Genomic DNA, 19,181 nt, shown 5'->3' on the forward strand with positions numbered 1-19,181 from the left:
CTCGGCAGGCGACACACAGGAAGCCTGGTCAAGTCAAAGTACTACCGAAGCAACCACTTAACAACGGATAAGTGTTTTCCGAAGGAAGAAAGTCGGCCGGTTAGGTGGACGATTCGGGCGTGAGCACCACGACCGGGATCGGCCGGGAAGTGCGCCGCTGGTAGACCTCGTAGCGGTTGGCGTTGTTGGCGTTGACGATCCGCCAGAGCCGGGCATAGTCCGGATCGTCGGGAAGTACCGGCCGCGCGGTGGCCCGCACGCGTTGTGGCCCGACGTTGATCTCGACATCCGGGCGCGCCTTGAGGTTGTGGTACCAGCCCGGGGAGCGCGGAGCGCCACCCATCGACGCGACGATCAGGTAGGTGTCGCCGTCACGGGCGTAGGACAGGGTCGACGTGCGGGGCTGACCGGTCTTGGCGCCGACGGTGTGCAGTAGCAGGCTGGGCGGGACACCGGGAAACCGGTGGCCGATGCGCCCGTTGGTGCTTTGGTACAGCTTGTCGTGCAGACGCAGCAGTCGCGCGCCGACCCGTTGTTCGACCCAGCTGGCAATGTCCATGGCTTCAGTCTGACGGCGCGGTGTCGGCATCCGCCAGTGCCGCCCGCAAGATCTGCCCGGTCTTCGCCCGGTCCGGGTCGCGGCGCAGCAGCACGCCCTTGGCGAACGACAGCTTGTCGCCGCTGCGGCGCGGCACCACGTGCAGATGAATGTGGAACACGCTCTGAAAGGCGGCCCGCCCGTCGTTGATCGCCAGGTTGTTGCCGTCGGCATGCAATCCGGAGGCCCGCGACGCTCGGGCGATCCGCTGGCCGACCGCGAGCATGCCGGCCAACGTCTCCGCCGGGGTATCGGTCAGATCCACGGTGTGCCGCTTGGGAATCACCAGGGTGTGGCCGCGGGTGAACGGCCGGATGTCGAGGAACGCCAGGTAGTCGTCGTCTTCGAAGACCCGCTCCGCCGGGGCTTCACCGGCGACCACAGCGCAGAACACGCAGGACATTCCGCCACGGTAGCGGTTCAGCGCAGCGCCAAGGCCATCGCCTCGATCGCCCGATCCAGGATCGCCCGGGTGGTGCCGAAGTTCAGCCGCGCAAAGCCCCGGCCACCGCCGAACGGGATTCCGGGGCTCAGCGCCACCCGCGCATGGGCCAGCAGATGATCGGCCGGTTCGGCCGGCAGCTCCAGCGCTCGGAAGTCCACCCACGCCAGGTAGGTGGCCTGCGGATGGCCGACCCGCACACCCGGCACCGCCTCGGGCAATGCCCGGCTCAGGTGATCACGGTTGCCCCGCAGGTAGACCAGCAGGCGGTCCAGCCAGGCGCCGCCGCCGGTGTAGGCGGCAATGTTGGCGCGGATGCCGACGGTCGCCGCACCCATGGTGTGCATCATGTTGATCTTGTCCCAGGCGTCGGCGTCACGCTGGTTGGACAGCATCACCTGCGCGCACATCAGACCCGGCAGGTTCCAGCCCTTGGACGCCGACATCAGCGTGATCACGGTGTCGGCGGCGGCCTCGGACACCGAGGCGGCCGCGACGTGCTGACGGTCATAGACCAGCGGGGCGTGGATTTCGTCGGCGATCACCCGGGCGCCGTGGTGGGCGGCGACATCGATGATCGCGCGCAGCTCCTCGGCGGTGAACGCGGTGCCCAGCGGATTGTTCGGGTTGCACAGGATCAGTGATCCCGCACCCGCGGCGAACGCGGCATCCAACGCATCCAGATCGATCAGATAGCGTCCGGAATCATCTTGTGTCATCAGGATTTCCACCCGCTGCCGGCCGGTGACCTGCAGCAGATCGAAAAACGGCATGTAGGCCGGAACCGGCAGCACCACCGGGCTCTCCGGGCGGGTGAGGAACCCGATGACCACCTCCATGCCTTTGAGCACATCGGGCACCACCCGCACCCACTCCGGCTGAGCCGCCCAGCCGTAGCGCTGTTGGCACCAGCGCGCGGCCGCCACCGGCAGCGCATCAGAACCAAGCGCCGGGTAGCCGAACTCCTCGGCGGCCACGCAGGCACGCACGCCGTCGAGCACCGCCGGAGCGGTGGGGAAATCCATCTCGGCGATCCACAGCGGCAAGACGTCGGGGTCGAAGTGGTTCCATTTGATCGTCCCGCGGGCTCGGAGTTGCTCGGCGGTCAGCGCATCGAAGACTTCAGCCACCTCGACAGTCTGCCGGGCGATACGTTTGCGGCGTGGCTGATCCCAAGATCGACGAATTGCTCGACGGGCTGGACGGCCCTGCGCGCGCCGAACGCGCCGAATTGATCGAATGGCTGCTGGGACAGGGCATCACCACTGACGAGATTCGCGGGAACGTCTCACCGATGCTGTTGGCGTCACGTCGGCTGGTCGGCGATGACGGCACGTATGTGTCGGCCCGCGAGATCTGCGAGTCGACCGGGGTGGACCTCGAGCAGTTGCAGCGGCTGCAGCGGGCGGTCGGGCTGCCCTGGGTCGACGATCCCGACGCCCCGGTGCTGATGCGTGCCGACGCCAGCATCGCCGTGCATGCGCGCCGCTTTGTCGAGGCCGGTATTGACGCCGAGCACGCCCTGCAAACCGCCCGCGTGCTGGCCGACGGGCTGGCGCACACCGCTGATTTCATGCGCTTCACGGTTTTGTCGGCGATCGGCGAGCCGGGCGTCACCGAGCTGCAGATCGCGCAGCGGTCGCGGGATCTGGTGGCGGAGCTGTCGCCGATGCTGGGCCCCTTCGTCCAGGACATGCTGATGCTGCAGCTGCGCCATCAGCTCGACATCGATGCCGTGACCGCCAGCGAGCGCATGGCGGGCGCACCGCTGCCGGGGGCGCGGCAGATCACCGTGGCCTTCGCTGACCTGGTCGGGTTCACCCGGCTCGGGGAGATGGTGCCGCCCGAGGAGCTGGTTCAGCTGGCCGAGCGGTTGGCGGTGCTGGGCCGTGAGATCGCCGTTCCGCCGGTGCGGTTCATCAAGACCATCGGCGACGCGGTGATGTTCGTCTGCCCGGAACCGGCGCCGATGGTGGATGCGGTGCTGAGGCTGAACGAGGCCGCCGAGGCCGACGCCGATCTGCCGCGGCTGCGAGCCGGTATCGCGGCGGGGCAGGCGGTGAGCCGGGGCGGAGACTGGTTCGGCAGCCCGGTGAACTTGGCCAGCCGAGTGACCGGGGTGGCGCGTCCCGGTTCGGTGCTCGTCGCCGGGCCGGTGCAGGCTGCGCTGGCGGACGACGACACATTCCGCTGGTCGTTCGCGGGGGCGCGGCACCTCAAAGGCATCAAAGGCGAGGTGAGCGTCTTCCGGGTCCGGCACAACGGAGACTCGACATAGTTGGGCAGGCCCGGCTGACGTGGGGGGCGGCTCACACTTCCTGCGCGGCTGGCTTCCACCCACTGGACCAGCTCTTCGGTTCGGTCATGTCCGGGCCTGCTTCGCGGTCGAATCTACGCCGATGACCAGCGGTCAGCAATGGGTGACGCGGGCCGGATTCAGCTGCCCTCGGCCATCGCCCAGTACGCCCCGCGGCGGGCCAGCAGCTCGGTGTGGCTGCCCTGTTCCACGATCCGGCCGGCTTGCATCACCAGGATCACATCCGCGTCGCGGATCGTCGAAAGCCGGTGGGCGATGATGAAACTGGTGCGGTCCCGGCGTAGTTCGCGCGTCGCCCGCTGGATCAACAGTTCGGTGCGGGTGTCCACTGAACTGGTCGCCTCATCGAGGATGAGCAGTTGCGGGCGGGCCAGGAACGCCCGGGCGATGGTGATCAGCTGTTTCTCTCCGGCGCTGATCCCGGCCGCGTCGTCGCTGACCCGGGTGGCGTAACCGTTCGGCAGCGCCTCGGCGAAGCGGTCGACGTGCGCGGCGCGGGCGGCCTGCAGCACTTCATCTTCACCGGCGTCGGGGCGTCCGTAGCGGATGTTGTCGGCGATCGTCCCGGTGAACAGCCAAGTGTCCTGCAGCACCATGCCGATCGAGGACCGCAGTGCCGAGCGGTCGACCGTGGTGATGTCGACGCCGTCGATCAGGATCTGGCCACGGTCCACGTCGTAGAACCGCATCAGCAGGTTGACCAGGGTCGTCTTGCCCGCCCCGGTCGGCCCGACGATCGCCACCGTGCTGCCCGGCTCGACGGTCAGCGACAGGTCTTCGATCACCGGGACCCCGGGCCGGTAGCCGAAGGCCACGTCGCGGAACTCCACCCGGCCGCGCGGCCCGGAGCCGTTGAGCGACAGCGGCTTTACCGCAGACGGCGCCTCCTCGGGCTCGTCGAGGAAAGCGAACACCCGCTCGGCGCTGGCCGCCCCGGATTGCAGGGTGTTGTACATGCCCGCGAGGTTGCCCAGCGGCTGGTTGAACTGCCGGACGTAGGCGATGAACGCCTGGATGCTGCCAAGAGTGATCTGCCCGGTGGCCACTTGGAAGCCGCCGATCACCGCGACCGCGACATAGCCCAGGTTGGCGATCAGCCCGGTCGCCGGGGCCACCAGCCCGGACAGGAACTGAGCGCCGAATCCGGCCCGGTACAGCTCGTCATTGCAGTCGTCGAAACGCTGCTGCGCCCAGTCCCGGTGGCCGAACGTGCGGACCAGGGTGAAGCCGCTGTAGGTCTCCTCCAGGTGGGCGTTGAGCCGTCCGGTGGCCGCCCACTGTGCGGCGAACAGCCGCTGCGAGCGCCGGGTGATCGCCCGCACCGCCAGCAGCGACACCGGCACGCCGAGCAGCGTGATCGCCGCCAGCAGCGGCGAGATCGACAGCATCATCGCCAGCACCACCACCACGGTCAGCACCGAGCTGAACAGTTGGCTGACCGTCATTGACACCGACGTCGCGGTGTTGTCGACGTCGTTGGTGACCCGGCTCAGCAGCTCACCGCGGCGCTGAGTATCGAAGTAGCGCAGCGGCAGCCGATGCATCTTGTCCTCGACATCGCGGCGCAGCGTCCGCAGGGTGCGCTGCAGGATCACGTTGAGCAGCCGCGCCTGGATCCAGACCATCAGCGCCGCAACCAGATACAGGACCATCGCCAGGGCCAGGGTGCGCGCGACCGCGCCGAAGTCGACGCCGGCGCCAGGCAGCACGTCCATTCCCGACAGCATGTCGGCGTAGGAGCCCCGGCCGGCAGCGCGGGCGGCCTCGACGGCCTGCTGCTTGCTCATGCCCGATGGCAGTCCGCGGCCGATCACTCCGTTGAACACCAGGTCGGTGGCGTGGCCGAGGATGCGCGGGCCGGCCACCCCGATCGCAATGCCGCCCAGCGACAGCGCGATCACCGCGGCGATCCACCGGCGCTGCGGGCCCAGCCGCCGCACCAGGCGCATCGCGGTGGCCGAGAAATCAGCGGCCCGCGCGGCGGGATCCGTCACCGGCGCGCTCACGGCAGCTCACCGGCCATCACCGACTGGGATTCGGCGAACTCGGCGTAGGTGGGGCACTCGGTCAGCAATTGCTGGTGGGTTCCCGTGCCGACCACCCGCCCGTCGTCGATCACGATCACCTGATCGGCCTGCACCACTGTCGAGATCCGCTGCGCCACAACGATCACCGTCGCCTGCTCGGCCACCTCGCGCAGTGCGGCGCGCACGGCAGCGTCGGTGCGGGTGTCCAGCGCGGAGAACGCGTCGTCGAACAGATAGATCGACGGCCGCCGGATCACCGCCCGAGCGATCGCCAGTCGCTGCCGCTGCCCGCCGGACAAGTTGATCCCGCCCTGGGCCACCGGCATCGCCAATCCCTCGGGGTGCGCGGCCACGAAATCGTCGGCGGCGGCCACCCGCAACGCCTCCCACATCTGCTCGTCGCCGACCTGGGCGCCGGCTGGGGCGCCGTAGCGCAGGTTGTCGGCGACGGTCCCGGAGAACAGGTAGCCGCGCTGCGGCACCAGCCCGATACCCGACCACAGCTCTTCGGGGTCGCGGTCGCGCACGTCGACGCCGTCGATGAGCACCGCACCGTCGGTCACGTCGCGCAGCCGGCAGATCAGCGACACCAGGGTGGATTTTCCCGACCCGGTGGAGCCGACCACCGCAGTGGTGGTGCCGGGTCGCGCCGTCAGCGACACGTCGTGCAACACCGCCCGGTCGGCGCCGGGGTACGCGAAGCCGACCCCGGCCAGTCGGACCTCGCCCGCGATGGCGGCAGGTATCACCGGCTGCACCGGCGAGCTCAGCGTCGGCTCGGTGGACAGCACCTCGGTGATCCGCTCGGCACACACCGAGGCCCGCGGCAGGATCGCCACGACCATGGTGGCCATCAACACCGCCATCAGGATCTGCATGAAATAGGACAGGAACGCGATCAGCGAGCCGACCTGCATCTGCCCGGCATCGATGCGCAGCCCGCCGAACCAGATCAGCGCGACGCTGGAGGCGTTGATGGTCAGCGTGGTCGCCGGCAGCATCAGCGCCTGCAGATTGCCGACGGTCATCGAGGTGTCCGACAGCGCCAGGTTGGCGCGAGCGAACCGGTCGCGCTCTTTCGCTTCGCGGGCGAACGCACGGATGACCCGGATGCCGGTGAGCTGATCGCGCAGCACCCGGTTGATGTTGTCGATCAGCATCTGCATGCGGCGGAACAGCGGCAGCATCCGCACCACGATCGCGTAGTTGGCCCCCGCCAGCACCGGAACGGCCACCGCCAGCAGCCAGGACAGCCCGACGTCCTGGTGCAGCGCCATCAGCAGCCCGCCGATGCTCATGATCGGCGCGGCGACCAGCACGGTGGCGCCCAACTGCACCACCAGCTGGATCTGGCGGACGTCGTTGGTGGTGCGGGTCAGCAGCGTCGGCGTGCCGAATCGGGTGGTCTCCCGCTCGGAGAACCCGATCACCCGGCTGAACACCGCCCGGCGCAGGTCGCGGCCGAACCCGGTTCCGGTGCGCGCGCCGTAGTAGACCGCGGCGACCGCGCACAGCACCTGCAGGACGGTGACGACCAGCATCACTCCGCCCAGCCGGGTGATGACGGCGGTGTCGCCGCGGATGACGCCGTCGTCGATGATCGAGGCGTTGACGGTCGGCAGGTACAAGGAGGCCAGGGTGCTGATCAGCTGCAGGGTCATCACCGCCGCGACCGGCCACCGGTACGGCCTGATGTAGCAGCGCAGCAGCGCCAGGAGCATGGGGTTACTGTCGCACATCCGTACGGGCCGCATGCGGTGGTGACAGTGCCGGGGCGACACAAACCAACTGGTCACCCGGTGTGTCGTGGTTGCCCGGCGGTGGTGCCGCTACAGTGCATCGTGTGCGGCTCAAACTGACGGTCCCGGCCCTGGCGGTCGCTACCGTGATTCCGATGGTCGCCGGATGTTCCGACTCCGGTTCGACCGAAGCTCAGTCCGGCGAGGCCTCGGCGACCAAGTCCGACCAGGGCAGTCACGGGCCGTCGTTCCCGCAGTGCGGGGGCATCAGCGACGAGACCGTCACCAACCTGACCCGGGTGTCCGGCCTGGTCAACACCGCGCAGAACTCGGTGGGCTGCCAGTGGCTGGCCCGCGGCGGGATCATGGGCCCGCACTTCTCCTTCTCCTGGTACCGCGGCAGCCCGATCGGGCGTGAACGCAAGACCGAGGAGGTGTCGCGGACGTCGGTGGAGGACATCAACATCGACGGCCACAGCGGCTTCATCGCGATCGGCACCGCCCCGACGATGGGCGACAACCTGTGTGAGATCGGCATCCAGTTCAAGGACGACTTCATCGAGTGGTCGGTGAGTTTCGCCCAGAAGCCGTTCCCGGATCCCTGCGACGTCGCCAAAGAGCTGACCCGCCAGTCGATTGCGAACGCCAAATGAGCCGCCGGATTTTTGCCAGTGCCGCCTGCGTGTTGACGGTGTTGATCAGCTTGACGGGCTGTTCCCGCGAGGTGGGCGGCACCGCGGTCAAGGCGGGCGCCGGCGACACCCAGCGCAACAACAACTCCGAACGGCAGTACCCCAACCTGCTCAAGGAGTGCGAGGTGCTGACCACCGACATCTTGGCCAAGACGGTGGGGGCGGACCCGCTGGACATCCAGAGCACCTTCGTCGGCGCGATCTGCCGCTGGCAGGCGGCCAACCCGGCCGGGCTGATCGACATCACCCGGTTCTGGTTCGAGCAGGGCAGCCTGGACAACGAGCGCAAGGTCGCCGAGTTCCTGAAGTATCAGATCGAGAACAAGACCATCGTGGGCGTGCCGTCGATCGTGATGCGCCCTGGGGACCCGAACGGCTCGTGCGGGGTGGCCAGCGACGCCGCCGGCGTGGTCGGCTGGTGGGTGAATCCGCAGGCGCCGGGGATCGACGCGTGCGAGCAGGCGATCAAGCTGATGGAGTTGACGCTCGCGACGAACTCGTAGCTGCCGGGGCCGCGTTAGCGCGGCACGTGGAACTCGACCAGCTGCGCTGAACCCAGCTCCACCGCCGCCCAGCTGCCGGTGACGTGCAGCACCGCGATGCTCGACGTGGGGAACTTCTCGGAAATTTGTTGGGCGACAGCGGCGTCGGTTCCCGGTGCGCCGGCCAAGCCGAGTGCGACGCTCGACATCGCCGGTTCGTGCCCGATCACCAGTAGGGTGCGGATCGCGTGGTCGACCTCGTTGATCTCGGCGATGACACTGCCCGGGGCAGCATCGTAGAGTTCGTCACGGTAGCGCGTCGGCGATTGAATCCCGGTGCGCTCCAGGGTTTCCCGGGTCCGGGTTGCCGTTGAGCAGAGCACTTCGTCGATGGCGGGCACGTTGGCGCGCAGCCAGTCGCCGGCCAGCGCTGCCTCCCGAATGCCGCGCGGCGCCAGCGGCCTGCTGTGATCGACGGCCCCGGGCGGGTAGTCCGATTTCGCATGCCGCAGCAGGATCAGGGTCCGGTGTTCATCGCTCATGCAGCCAAGGCTAGGCCCCGGTCCGCCGAACGCGTCTCTTCTGCCACATGTGGAACTTGCGCCGTATCCGCCACGCAACGGCGGGGTAGAGATCTTTCCGGATTGGATAGCGCTGGCGATAGCAGCCGCCGGCAACGGCCGGTGTGATAGCGCATGCGACATCCGTTTTGAAGCCATATCACCCTACCCCTCGCGGTGCCGATGTGGCTTATGTGATGCATGGGAGCACGCGATCACCCGGCCGTCCGGACCTGCCGAGCGAGGTCCGCGGACTTGTCGGTGGGCGGCCATACACTCGCGTTGCCTCGGCTCACGGCCGGGTGGAAGGACGAGAGACATGCGATTCGTGCACACCGCCGACTGGCAGCTCGGCATGACCCGGCACTTCCTCGCCGGTGATGCTCAGCCCCGCTATTCGGCGGCCCGGCGCGACGCGGTGGCGGGGCTAGGTGCGCTGGCGGCCGAGACGGGCGCCGAGTTCGTCGTCGTCGCCGGAGACGTGTTCGAGGACAACCAGCTCGCCCCGGAGGTGATCAGCCAGTCCCTGGAAGCCATGCGCACCATCGGGATTCCGGTGTATCTACTACCCGGAAACCATGACCCCTTGGACGCCGCATCGGTCTACACCAGCACCTTGTTCACCGCCGAGCGCCCCGACAACGTCGTCGTCCTCGACACCGCCGGCGTGCATCCGGTGCGCCCCGGCCTGGACATCGTCGCCGCCCCGTGGCGGTCGAAACGACCCACCACCGACTTGGCGAGCGCTGTGCTCGACGTCCTGCCCGCGGACGGCACCATCCGGATTCTGGTCGCCCACGGGGGCGTCGACGTGCTGGACCCCAACCCGGATAACCCGGCGCTGATCCGGCTCGCAGCCCTCGAAGACGCATTGGACCGCGGCGCGATCCACTATGTCGCGTTGGGGGACAAGCATTCCCGCACCGAAGTGGGCACCACTGGCCGGATCTGGTATTCGGGCTCGCCGGAGGTCACCAACTTCGACGACATCGAACCCGATCCCGGCCATGTCTTGCTGGTCGATGTCGACGAAACCGACGGCGCTGTCACCGTCGACTCCCGCCGCATCGGCATGTGGCGGTTCCTGACGCTGCACCGCCAGCTCGACACCGGCCGTGACGTCACGGATCTGGATATCAACCTCGATCAGCTGCCCGACAAGGGACGCACGGTGGTCCGGCTGGCGCTGGCCGGCGCGCTGAGCGTCACCGACCGGGCCGCACTCGATGCCTGCCTGGACCGGTATTCGCGGCTATTCGCTTGGGTGGGCACCTGGAAACGCCACACCGACCTGGTGGTGGTTCCTGCCGACGGTGAGTTCACCGACCTCGGCATCGGCGGTTTCGCCGCCGACGCGGTCGAGGAATTGGTCACAGCGGCACGCAGCGAGGACACCGGCACCGCCGGCGACGCGAACGCCGCGCTGGCGCTACTGCTGCGGCTCGTCGACCGGGGTGCGGCATGAGGCTGCACCGGCTGGTCCTGACCAACTATCGCGGCGTGGCCCACCGCGAGATCGACTTTCCCGATCACGGCGTGGTCGTGGTGTGCGGCGCCAACGAGATCGGCAAGTCCTCGATGATCGAGGCGCTGGATCTGCTGCTGGAGTCCAAGGACCGCTCCGCCAAGAAGGACGTCAAACAGGTCAAGCCTACCCACGCCGACGTCGGTGCCGAGGTCACCGCTGAGATCAGCACCGGCCCTTACCGTTTCGTCTACCACAAGCGTTTTCATAAATCGCCCCAGACGACGCTGACCATCGAGGCCCCGCGTCGCGAGCAGCTCACCGGTGACGAAGCGCACGAGCGGGTCCGCGTCATGCTGGCCGAGACGATGGACACCGGCCTGTGGCAGGCGCAGCGGGTGCTGCAGGCGGCATCGACCGCGGCAGTGGACATGTCCGGATGCGACGCGCTGTCGCGGGCGCTGGATGTCGCCGCCGGCGATACCGCCACGCTCAGCGGAACCGAACCGGTGCTCATCGAACGCATCGATGCCGAATACGGGCGCTACTTCACCCCCACCGGACGCGCGACGGGGGAGTGGGCCGCCGCGATCTCCGCCCTGGCCGATGCCGACGCGGAGGTGGCACGGTGCACGGCACTGCTCGCCGAGGTCGACGACCGAGTGCTCGGGCACGCCGAGCTGACCGAGGAACTCGCTCGGCTGACCGCAGAGCAGGCCGCCACCGATGCCCGGCACAGCGCCGCCCAGGCCGCCAGTGCCAGGATCAACACGCTGCGCGACCATCTGCGCGACGCCCAGCTGGTGGCCACGGCCGCTGAGGCCACCGGCGCCGCCGCGCAATCCGCCCACACCGAGCGGGAGCGGCTCTGCACCGAACTCGAATCCCGGGCGGCCGCGGTGGCCGCGTTGGACGCCGAGATCGCCGAGGCCGTTCAGGCGCAGGCCGCCGCGGACACCGCCGCCGAGGCCGCCGACGCCGCTGCGGCCGAAGCTGCAGCGGTTCTGGCCGCCGCGACCCGACACGTCGAGACCACCCGCCGGGTCGTCGACCAGCTCGCCGCCCGGGACGAGGCCGATCGGCTGGCCGCCCGCATCGACCGCATCGACGCGGCCGAGCGCGACCTCGAGCTGGTGGTCGCTGAACTGGCCGGCATCGTCGTGACCGAGCCGCTGCTGCGCGGGATCGAGGACGCGGCAGCAGCACTCGACCGGGCACAGGCCTCGTTGGCCGCGATCTCGGCGACGCTGGAGGTCACCGCAGCCGTCGACGTCGAGCTGGTGATCGCCGGAGAGCACACCGCGCTGCCGGCCGGCCAGAGCTGGTCGGCGACCGTCGGCGACGGCACCGAAGTTGACGTACCCGGTCTGTTGACCGTGCGGGTCAGGCCAGGGGACAGCGCCCGTGAGGCCGCTGCGAAACACACGGCAGCGCAAGGTGAGCTGGCCGAGGCGCTGGCAGCAGCCGGCGTAGACGATCTGGCGCAGGCACGGCGGGCCGACCAGCGGCGCCGCGAACTGCAGGGCACCCGCGACCAGTTGACCGCCGCCCTGACGGCGTTGCGCGGCGATGACGAAATACCGGCGCTGCGTGCCCAACTGGCAGCGTCACGCAGCGACCACGACGAGGCGGTCACCGGGATCACGCCCGAAGTTGCCCGCACCGAACGCGACGCCGCCGAGGCGCTGCGCGCACAGGCCGACACCGACTGCGAGGCCCGGCGCCGGGCCGCCCTGGACGCGTCCACCCACCGCACCGAGGCGTCGACGCGCGTGACGCTGCTACAGAACAACCTCGCGACGCAGCGCGCCGAGCTCGACACCGTCACGCAGCGTCTCACCGCCGACCGGGCATCGGTCAGCGACCAAAACCTCTCTGCCGCCGCCGAATCCACTCGGCACGCCGTAGCCACCGCCCAACAGCGAGTCACGGAGTTGTCGGAGCAGCTCGGTGCCGCCGCCCCCGATGCGGTCGACACCGAACTCGCCGAGGCGCAGGCGGCGGCGCAGGCGCTGCGTACCGCCCACGTCGAGACCGCCCGCGCGCAACACGAGGTCGAGGTCGAACTGTCGGTGTTCGGCGCCCAAGGCCGCCGCGGCCAACTCGATGCCGCGCAGACCAAGCGCGAACACGCTGCGGCCGAACACGATCGGATCGGTCAGCGGGCCCGCGCCGTGCAGCTGTTGCGTGCAACGATGAACCGGCATCGCGATGACACCCGCCGCCGCTACGTCGAACCGTTCCGTGCCGAGATCCAGCGACTAGGTGCAAAGGTGTTCGGCGCCGACTTCGAAGTCGACATCGACACCGACCTGAAGATCTGCGCCCGCACCCTCGACGGCCGCACCGTGCCCTATGAGTCGCTGTCGGGCGGGGCCAAAGAACAGCTCGGCATTCTGACCCGGCTGGCTGGGGCGGCGCTGGTGGCCAAGGAGGACAGCGTCCCGGTGGTGATCGACGACGCGCTCGGCTTCACCGACCCGGATCGGCTGGAGAAGATGGGCGCGGTATTCGACGCAGTCGGCGCCCAGGGCCAGGTGATCGTGCTGACCTGCAGCCCCGACCGCTACGGCAGCGTCAAGGATGCGCACCGCATCGACTTGAGTGCCTGATGCTGAGTCATCAGTCCTTCATGAAACCTATTGCCGTGTAATCCAGATCGGCCAAGCCCGGCGCCCCGAAGTTCGCAAGGGAACTGCGCACCGCGACATTGCCGGTCGTCTGGATCAGCGGCAGGCTGAACCCCTCGGCCCACAACAGCGCGTCGACCTCGTTGGCCCGCGCGCGGGCCAACGCCGGGTCCAGCGCCTGCAGCGTCTCCTCGATTTTCGCGTCGATCTCCGGGCTGCCGATTTTGCCGAAGTTGGCCTCCCCGTAGGACGCGGAGATCTGGTTCAGCCCGGCCAGCGGGAAAGCGTCACCGACCCAACTGAACTGGGCGATGTCGAAGTCGCCGACGTTGACGTAGTCGGTGAAGAAACCACCACCGGCTTTCGAATCCAGCTGCAGCTTCACCCCGATCTGAGCCAGATTGTGCTGGGCCACCTGGGCGAACTGCCGGGTGCTCGACGCGTCATAGAACAGGTGCCGGATCACCAGCGGGCGGCCGTCCTTCTCCCGGAACTTCCCGTTCAGTTTCCAACCCAGCGCGTCGAGTTCACGCTTGGCGCGCTCCGGGTCGTAGGCCACCACTTTGCTGTTGTCCTGGTAGCCCTCCTGGCCGGCGACGTAGATGTGGTTGTTCAGCGCCACCGGGTCGGCGGTCAGCCCGCGCTGGGTCACCCTGGCGATCGTGGTGCGGTCGATACCGCGCATCACCGCGAGCCGCAGCGCCTTGTCGGACAGGATCGCCCCCGGAGCGCCGTTGAAGGTGAAGTGATTCCAGGCCGGGGTCGGCGCCCGGCGGATCGCGATGCCCTCGGTGCGCCGCGCGATCGTCAGCTGATCCAAGGTGGCCACCCCGGTGGCGTCGATAGTGTGGTTCTGCAAAGCCGGCATCCGGGCGGACTCATCGAGCACCAGGTAGGTGATGGTGTCCAGCTTCGGCTGCTTGCCCCACCAGTCGGGGTTGCGGGTCAAGGTGATTCGCTGGCTGGTGCGGTCCAGTGTCGACAGCATGAACGGCCCGGCCGACGGTCCCGGCCGCCGCAGTTGCGCCTTGTTGAAGGTGTCTGGATCGGCGGTCATGCTGTGCGGCAGCAGCATCGAGTTGCCGGCGAACATGCCCCGCCATTCGGCGTAGGGCTTGGCGAAGCGGACCACGGCCTGACGGTCGTCGACGCCTCTGGTCACCGAGGCGACCCGCTCGGCGCCGTTGGTGGACGCGATCGCGAACCCGCCGTCGGCGCCGCTGGTGGCATGGATCTGGCTGGCGATGTCCGCCCACGACAGTGGGGTGCCGTCGGACCAGGTCGCCTTCGGGTTGATGGTGTAGGTGACGACCTGCGGGTTGGTACCGGTCAACTCGACGCTGGTGAAGTAGTCGGTGTCCACCGTCGCCGAGCCGTCCGGGCCGATGATGAACGCCCGCGGCATGGTGGCCTTGAGCATGGCGGCGTTCTCGGCGAGGTTGCCGTCGATGTGCAGCGGGTTGAAGTTCGGCGGGAACTGGCTCATCGACAGCCGCAGGTTGCCGCCGTCGCGCAGGGTGGCCGGGTCCTGCGGGTTGATGTCGCTGGCGGTGCCGACCGCGGAGACTCCCTCCGGGGCGGTGATGTCGACCGCCGCGCATCCGCTGAGCGCCAGCCCGACGGCGGTCACCAGCGCCGCACCTACATTGACTCTGCGCGCAGGGCGTGCCCGTCTCGCACAATGTCGCCGTGAGCGCAGCGTCAACGTCATGAGGCCGGCTCCGGGTGCGGCACCGCGGCCAGCAGCCGACGCGTGTAGTCGTGTTGCGGGTCACCGAAAACCTGATCCGCCTCGCCCTGTTCCACGACCTCCCCGGCGAGCATCACCGCCACGGTGTGCGCCAGATGCTTGACCACCGACAGATCGTGCGACACGAACAGATACGACAGGCCGAACTGCTCCTGTAAATCCAGCAGCAGGTTGATGATTCCGGCTTGAATCGACACATCCAGCGCCGACACCGGCTCATCGAGCGCGAGGATCTTCGGTTGCAGCGCCAGCGCGCGGGCGATGCCGATCCGCTGTTTCTGCCCGCCGGAGAACTCCGAGGGGTACCGCGCCGCGTCGCCGCGCCGCAGCCCGACCAGCTCCAAAAGCTCGGCCACTCGCGCATGCGTCGACGCCTTGTCGGAGCCGTTGGCGCGCAACGGTTCGGCCAGTACGTCGAAAACCGGCAGGCGCGGGTCCAGGGAGGCCACCGGATCCTGGAACACCACCTGCAGGTCACGGCGCAGAGCACGGCGGCCGTCGCGCTTGAGGGTCGCGACGTCGGTGCCGAGCACCTCGATCGACCCCGACTGCGGCGCAGCCAGTTCCAGGATCTGGTGCAACGTGGTGGATTTGCCCGAGCCGGACTCGCCGACGATCGCCAGCGTGCGGCCTTGCTGCAACTCGAAACTCACGCGGGAGACCGCGCGGACCTCGCCGACACTGCGGCGAAACACACCCTTGGTCAGCGGGTAGGTCTTGACCAGCTCACGCACCCGCACCACGGTGGGGGAGTCGCCGGAAGCGGGCACCGGGGTCGCGGTGGGGACGCGATAGATGTCGGCCGCGCTGCGCTCGCCCACCTGATCGGTGTGAATGCAAGCGGCGGACTGCTCCGGCCCGACGATCAGCAGCTCCGGCTCCTGTGCCCGGCACTCCTCGGTGACCAGCGGACAGCGCGGGGCAAACGGGCAGCCGGGCTCGATGTCGGCCAGGGAGGGCGGTGCCCCCGGGATCGGCACCAGCCGGGTGCCCTGCGCAGCGTCCAGCCGCGGCACCGACCCCAAAAGCCCTACCGTGTAGGGCATTTTGCGCCGCCGGTAAAGGGCCTCGACCGGCGCGGCTTCCACCACCCGACCGGCGTACATCACCAGCGCCCGGTCGGCGAACTCGGCGACCACCCCGAGGTCGTGGGTGATGATCAGCACCCCGGCGCCGGTCACATCGCGGGCGGTCTTGAGCACCTCGAGGATCTGGGCCTGCACGGTGACGTCCAGCGCGGTGGTGGGCTCGTCGCAGATCAGCAGGTCCGGGTCACAGGAGATGGCGATGGCGATCACCACCCGCTGACGTTCCCCGCCGGACAGCTCGTGCGGAAAGGCCCGCGCCCGCTCCTGCGGCCGGGAGATCCCGACCAGCTCCAGCAGTTCCACCGCACGGAGCCGGGCCGCGGCCCGCCCGATGCGGGGTTGGTGCACCTCGATGGCTTCGGCGATCTGATCACCGACGGTGTAGACCGGCGTCAGCGCCGACATCGGGTCCTGGAACACCATTCCGATGGAGGCACCGCGGACCTTCGACATCGCGGTGTCGCCCAGGCCGATCAGCTGTGTGCCACCCAGGCGTACCGACCCGGACACCTGCGCGTGCTCGGGCAACAGGCCCATCACCGCCATGGCCGCCGCGGATTTGCCGGAGCCGGACTCGCCGACCATCGCCACCACTTCGCCCGGGTCGATCCGATAGCTCACGCCGCGCACCGCCTGCACCGCATCCGCGCCGGCGCCGAACGTCACGGCCAGGTCGGTGACCTCGAGCAGGGCATTCATCGGCGGCCCCGCAGACTCGCGGCGTCGGGGTCCAACGCGTCGCGCAGGCCGTCGCCGGCGAGGTTGGCGCAGACCAGAATGGTGATCAGCACCCCGGCCGGGAACAGGAAGACCCACGGGAAGGTGATCGCCGAGGCGGTGCCGTCGGCGATCAGCGTGCCCAGCGAGACATCCGGCGGCTGGATGCCGAAACCCAGGTAGCTCAACCCGGTTTCGGCAAGGATCGCCACCGCCACGTTGAGCGCGGTATCGATGATCAGGATCGACGCCACGTTCGGCACGATGTGGTCGATGATGATGCGCCGGCTGGACACGCCCATATACCGTGCGGCCCGGATGAATTCGCGCTCACGCAGGCTCATGGTCAGGCCCCGCACCATGCGGGCGCTGATCATCCAGCTGAACCCGGCCAGTAGCAGCACCAGCAGCGCGATGTTGCCGCTGTTCTTGGTGCGCGGGGTGATGATCGCGATCAGGATGAACGCCGGCACCACCAGCAGCAGATCCACCAACCACATCAGCATCCGGTCACGCCACCCGCCGAAGTATCCCGAGATCGCCCCCACCGTCGCGGCGATCACCGTGGAGATCAGCGCCACGCACACCCCGATCAGCATCGACTTCTGCATGCCGCGCAGGATTTGGGCCAGCAGGTCCTGGCCGAGGGCGTTGGTGCCCAACCAATGCCGGGCCCCCGGCGGGACCAGCAGCGCGTCGTAGTCCAGGTCGGTGTAGGAGTAGGGCAGCAGCGGGGGCAGCGCGTAGCAGCCGACGAACATCACCGCCAGCAGCGCCAGGGCGCCCACCGCGGTGCGGCTGCGCAGAAAGCGGCGCAGCACCAGGGTGCGCCGGGAGGCGAACTCGATCTCGGTGGTCATGACACCCGCACCCGGGGATCGAGCAGCGCGTAGATGACGTCGGAGAGCAGCCCGGCGGCCAGCACCACCGCACCGGAGAACACCGTGATCGCCGCGACGATGTTGGTGTCCTGGGTCGCCACCCCCTGCACCACCCATTCGCCCATGCCGTGCCAGCCGAAGATCTTCTCCACGAACACCGCCCCGGTGACCAGCCCGGCCACCCCGTAGGCGAACAAGGTGGCCATCGGGATCAGCGCGGTGCGCAGCCCGTGTTTGAACAGGGCGCGCCGCCGGGTCAGGCCCTTGGCGCGGGCGGTGCGGATGAAGTCCTGGCCGAGCACGTCGAGCATCGCGTTGCGCTGGTAGCGGCTGAAGCCGGCCGCGGCGCCCAGCGCCAGCGTCAGCGACGGCAACACCAGGTGCTGCAGCCGATCGGCCAGCCCCGGCCAGAAGCCGGTGACCAGCCCGGGGGACGTCTCCCCGGTGTAGTCGAACAGCTGCGCCCCCAGCGCCCAGTTCACCCGCAGCGCGCTCAGGATCACCAGGTTGGCCAGCACGAAGGTGGGCACCGACAACACCAGCAGCGCCGCCATGGTGATGACCCGGTCGGAGAACCGGTACTGGCGCACCGCTCCCCATGCACCGGCCACCACCCCGATCACCGTGCCCGCCAGGGAGCCGACGACCAGCAGGCGCAGGCTGACCCCGATGCGCCGGCCCAGTTCCCCGGAGACCGGCTGGCCGGTGACCGTGACGCCGAAATCGCCGCGGACGGCGTGCGAGGCCCAGTGCGCGTAGCGCAGCGGAATGGGCTTGTCCAGGCCGAGCTCGGCGGCCTTGGCGTCGATGACGGCCTGCGGCGGGCGCGGGTTGCGCTGCATCAGGCTGTCCAGCGGAGCGAACGCCAGCGAAGTGAGGCAGAACGTCAGGAACGATGCGAGGCCCAACAGCACCAGGTAGTTGAGTGCCCGGCCGGCCAGGAACCGCATCACGGTGCGGCCTCCCAGACGTGCGGCATCAGCACAGGGTAGAGGGTGGGCGCCGTCTTCTGCGTGAGCCGGGCGACGCGCTGCGCGCAACCCGCTGATTCGAATGATTTTTATCCGTGGATTCCGGGGGCTTGTTCATTAGGCTCGGCATGCGCACTGCGACAGAGGGAGAAGCCTGTGACCGTTACCGACGACTACCTGGCCAACAACGCGGAGTATGCGAAGACCTTCAAGGGGCCGCTGCCGATGCCGCCGAGCAAGCACGTCGCGATCGTCGCCTGCATGGACGCCCGCCTCGACGTCTATCGCGCGCTGGGCCTCAACGAGGGTGAAGCGCACTGCATCCGCAACGCCGGCGGGGTGATCACCGAGGACGCGATCCGCTCGCTGGCGATCAGCCAGCGACTGCTGGGCACCCGGGAGATCATCCTGATCCACCACAGTGACTGCGGGATGCTCACCTTCACCGACGACGACTTCAAGCGCTCCATTCTGGAGGAGACCGGGCTGCGGCCGCCCTGGGCCGCCGAGGCTTTCCCCGACCCGGCCGAGGACGTCCGTCAGTCGTTGCGGAGGGTCAAGGCCAGCCCGTTCATCACGCAAACCACGTCGCTGCGCGGGTTTGTCTTCGACGTCGCCACCGGCAAGCTCGGCGAAGTCACCGTCTAGCCCCTGCGCCGAGCAGTCGCCAAAGCCCCCTCCCGAGCGCCCTGGAGGGGGCTTTCGCGACTGCTCGCGTGGAAGCTAACCGGTCACATTGACAGCGATCCGGTTGGCCTGGTTACATAGCCGCCTATAACCAATAAATCTGGTAAGTCTCACCAAGATTATCGGGAAGCAGCC

General features: G+C 68.7%; 16 protein-coding genes. 6 read left to right on the forward strand and 10 right to left on the reverse strand.

Going from position 1 to position 19,181, the window contains the following annotated elements; genetic code table 11:
• Positions 1–100: 100 nt before the first annotated feature.
• The 3 genes from A5648_RS00275 to A5648_RS00285 are packed head-to-tail and all read right to left on the reverse strand — an operon-like array spanning position 101 to position 2,170.
• Entirely contained in the window at positions 101–559 is a 459-nt protein-coding gene (locus tag A5648_RS00275; RefSeq protein ID WP_065022618.1) for a nitroreductase family deazaflavin-dependent oxidoreductase, read from the reverse strand.
• A gap of 4 nt (positions 560–563) precedes the next feature.
• On the reverse strand, positions 564–1,001 hold the full coding sequence (locus A5648_RS00280; protein WP_065022619.1) for an HIT family protein: 438 nt from the start codon (positions 999–1,001) through the stop codon (positions 564–566).
• Positions 1,002–1,018: 17 nt separating this feature from the next.
• Positions 1,019–2,170: a MalY/PatB family protein gene (locus A5648_RS00285; RefSeq protein WP_065022620.1), complete on the reverse strand. Its 1,152-nt coding sequence runs from the start codon at positions 2,168–2,170 to the stop codon at positions 1,019–1,021.
• Between the two features lie 32 nt (positions 2,171–2,202).
• Here A5648_RS00285 and A5648_RS00290 point away from each other — a divergent pair, with 32 nt between their 5' ends.
• Positions 2,203–3,318 (forward strand): adenylate/guanylate cyclase domain-containing protein, encoded by a 1,116-nt coding sequence (locus tag A5648_RS00290; RefSeq protein WP_065022621.1) that lies wholly within the window; start codon positions 2,203–2,205, stop codon positions 3,316–3,318.
• 158 nt (positions 3,319–3,476) lie between these two features.
• Here A5648_RS00290 and A5648_RS00295 read toward each other — a convergent pair whose 3' ends face one another.
• Positions 3,477–5,306 carry an ABC transporter ATP-binding protein gene (locus tag A5648_RS00295; protein WP_234787241.1) on the reverse strand — a complete coding sequence of 610 codons (1,830 nt, stop codon included), beginning with the start codon at positions 5,304–5,306 and terminating at the stop codon, positions 3,477–3,479.
• Positions 5,307–5,359: 53 nt separating this feature from the next.
• Complete coding sequence (locus tag A5648_RS00300) at positions 5,360–7,105, reverse strand: ABC transporter ATP-binding protein (protein WP_207511546.1); 1,746 nt, start codon at positions 7,103–7,105, stop codon at positions 5,360–5,362.
• A gap of 173 nt (positions 7,106–7,278) precedes the next feature.
• Between A5648_RS00300 and A5648_RS00305 the strand changes: the two genes are divergently transcribed.
• Both A5648_RS00305 and A5648_RS00310 read left to right on the forward strand, forming a co-directional pair.
• Positions 7,279–7,776, forward strand: coding sequence for a DUF3558 domain-containing protein (locus tag A5648_RS00305; protein WP_065022683.1), 498 nt, complete (start codon positions 7,279–7,281; stop codon positions 7,774–7,776).
• Positions 7,773–8,318 (forward strand): DUF3558 domain-containing protein, encoded by a 546-nt coding sequence (locus A5648_RS00310; RefSeq protein ID WP_065022624.1) that lies wholly within the window; start codon positions 7,773–7,775, stop codon positions 8,316–8,318. Before A5648_RS00305 ends, A5648_RS00310 begins: the two co-directional genes overlap by 4 nt.
• A 14-nt stretch (positions 8,319–8,332) precedes the next feature.
• Here A5648_RS00310 and A5648_RS00315 read toward each other — a convergent pair whose 3' ends face one another.
• Positions 8,333–8,839: a SixA phosphatase family protein gene (locus A5648_RS00315; RefSeq protein WP_065022625.1), complete on the reverse strand. Its 507-nt coding sequence runs from the start codon at positions 8,837–8,839 to the stop codon at positions 8,333–8,335.
• Positions 8,840–9,176: 337 nt separating this feature from the next.
• Between A5648_RS00315 and A5648_RS00320 the strand changes: the two genes are divergently transcribed.
• Both A5648_RS00320 and A5648_RS00325 read left to right on the forward strand, forming a co-directional pair.
• Complete coding sequence (locus A5648_RS00320) at positions 9,177–10,322, forward strand: metallophosphoesterase family protein (RefSeq protein WP_065022626.1); 1,146 nt, start codon at positions 9,177–9,179, stop codon at positions 10,320–10,322.
• On the forward strand, positions 10,319–12,934 hold the full coding sequence (locus A5648_RS00325; RefSeq protein ID WP_065022627.1) for an AAA family ATPase: 2,616 nt from the start codon (positions 10,319–10,321) through the stop codon (positions 12,932–12,934). Before A5648_RS00320 ends, A5648_RS00325 begins: the two co-directional genes overlap by 4 nt.
• Positions 12,935–12,944: 10 nt before the next feature.
• On the opposite strand, the gene A5648_RS00330 is transcribed toward A5648_RS00325, so the two are convergent.
• The 4 genes from A5648_RS00330 to A5648_RS00345 are packed head-to-tail and all read right to left on the reverse strand — an operon-like array spanning position 12,945 to position 18,341.
• Entirely contained in the window at positions 12,945–14,663 is a 1,719-nt protein-coding gene (locus tag A5648_RS00330) for an ABC transporter family substrate-binding protein (RefSeq protein WP_109470640.1), read from the reverse strand.
• Complete coding sequence (locus A5648_RS00335) at positions 14,660–16,489, reverse strand: ABC transporter ATP-binding protein (protein ID WP_065022628.1); 1,830 nt, start codon at positions 16,487–16,489, stop codon at positions 14,660–14,662. The genes A5648_RS00330 and A5648_RS00335 overlap by 4 nt, the downstream gene beginning before the upstream one ends.
• A complete protein-coding gene (locus A5648_RS00340; RefSeq protein ID WP_065022629.1) occupies positions 16,486–17,367 on the reverse strand; it encodes an ABC transporter permease in 882 nt (293 codons plus the stop codon). Before A5648_RS00340 ends, A5648_RS00335 begins: the two co-directional genes overlap by 4 nt.
• Positions 17,364–18,341, reverse strand: coding sequence for an ABC transporter permease (locus A5648_RS00345; protein WP_064853723.1), 978 nt, complete (start codon positions 18,339–18,341; stop codon positions 17,364–17,366). Before A5648_RS00345 ends, A5648_RS00340 begins: the two co-directional genes overlap by 4 nt.
• A gap of 174 nt (positions 18,342–18,515) precedes the next feature.
• Between A5648_RS00345 and A5648_RS00350 the strand changes: the two genes are divergently transcribed.
• A complete protein-coding gene (locus A5648_RS00350; protein ID WP_065022630.1) occupies positions 18,516–19,007 on the forward strand; it encodes a beta-class carbonic anhydrase in 492 nt (163 codons plus the stop codon).
• The last annotated feature ends 174 nt before the right edge of the window (positions 19,008–19,181 follow it).

The organism is Mycolicibacter sinensis, from assembly GCF_001673565.1.
Taxonomy (GTDB): Bacteria; Actinomycetota; Actinomycetes; order Mycobacteriales; family Mycobacteriaceae; genus Mycobacterium; species Mycobacterium sinense_C.

Excerpts from the sequence above, each read along its gene's own strand:
- A5648_RS00320 (WP_065022626.1), top strand. The coding sequence starts at position 9,177 with ATGCGATTCGTGCACACCGCCGACTGGCAGCTCGGCATGACCCGGCAC.
- A5648_RS00280 (WP_065022619.1), bottom strand. The coding sequence starts at position 1,001 with ATGTCCTGCGTGTTCTGCGCTGTGGTCGCCGGTGAAGCCCCGGCGGAG.
- A5648_RS00300 (WP_207511546.1), bottom strand. The coding sequence starts at position 7,105 with ATGCTCCTGGCGCTGCTGCGCTGCTACATCAGGCCGTACCGGTGGCCG.
- A5648_RS00330 (WP_109470640.1), bottom strand. The coding sequence starts at position 14,663 with ATGACGTTGACGCTGCGCTCACGGCGACATTGTGCGAGACGGGCACGC.
- A5648_RS00325 (WP_065022627.1), top strand. The coding sequence starts at position 10,319 with ATGAGGCTGCACCGGCTGGTCCTGACCAACTATCGCGGCGTGGCCCAC.
- A5648_RS00335 (WP_065022628.1), bottom strand. The coding sequence starts at position 16,489 with ATGAATGCCCTGCTCGAGGTCACCGACCTGGCCGTGACGTTCGGCGCC.
- A5648_RS00275 (WP_065022618.1), bottom strand. The coding sequence starts at position 559 with ATGGACATTGCCAGCTGGGTCGAACAACGGGTCGGCGCGCGACTGCTG.
- A5648_RS00295 (WP_234787241.1), bottom strand. The coding sequence starts at position 5,306 with ATGCGCCTGGTGCGGCGGCTGGGCCCGCAGCGCCGGTGGATCGCCGCG.
- A5648_RS00305 (WP_065022683.1), top strand. The coding sequence starts at position 7,279 with ATGGTCGCCGGATGTTCCGACTCCGGTTCGACCGAAGCTCAGTCCGGC.
- A5648_RS00340 (WP_065022629.1), bottom strand. The coding sequence starts at position 17,367 with ATGACCACCGAGATCGAGTTCGCCTCCCGGCGCACCCTGGTGCTGCGC.
- A5648_RS00310 (WP_065022624.1), top strand. The coding sequence starts at position 7,773 with ATGAGCCGCCGGATTTTTGCCAGTGCCGCCTGCGTGTTGACGGTGTTG.
- A5648_RS00315 (WP_065022625.1), bottom strand. The coding sequence starts at position 8,839 with ATGAGCGATGAACACCGGACCCTGATCCTGCTGCGGCATGCGAAATCG.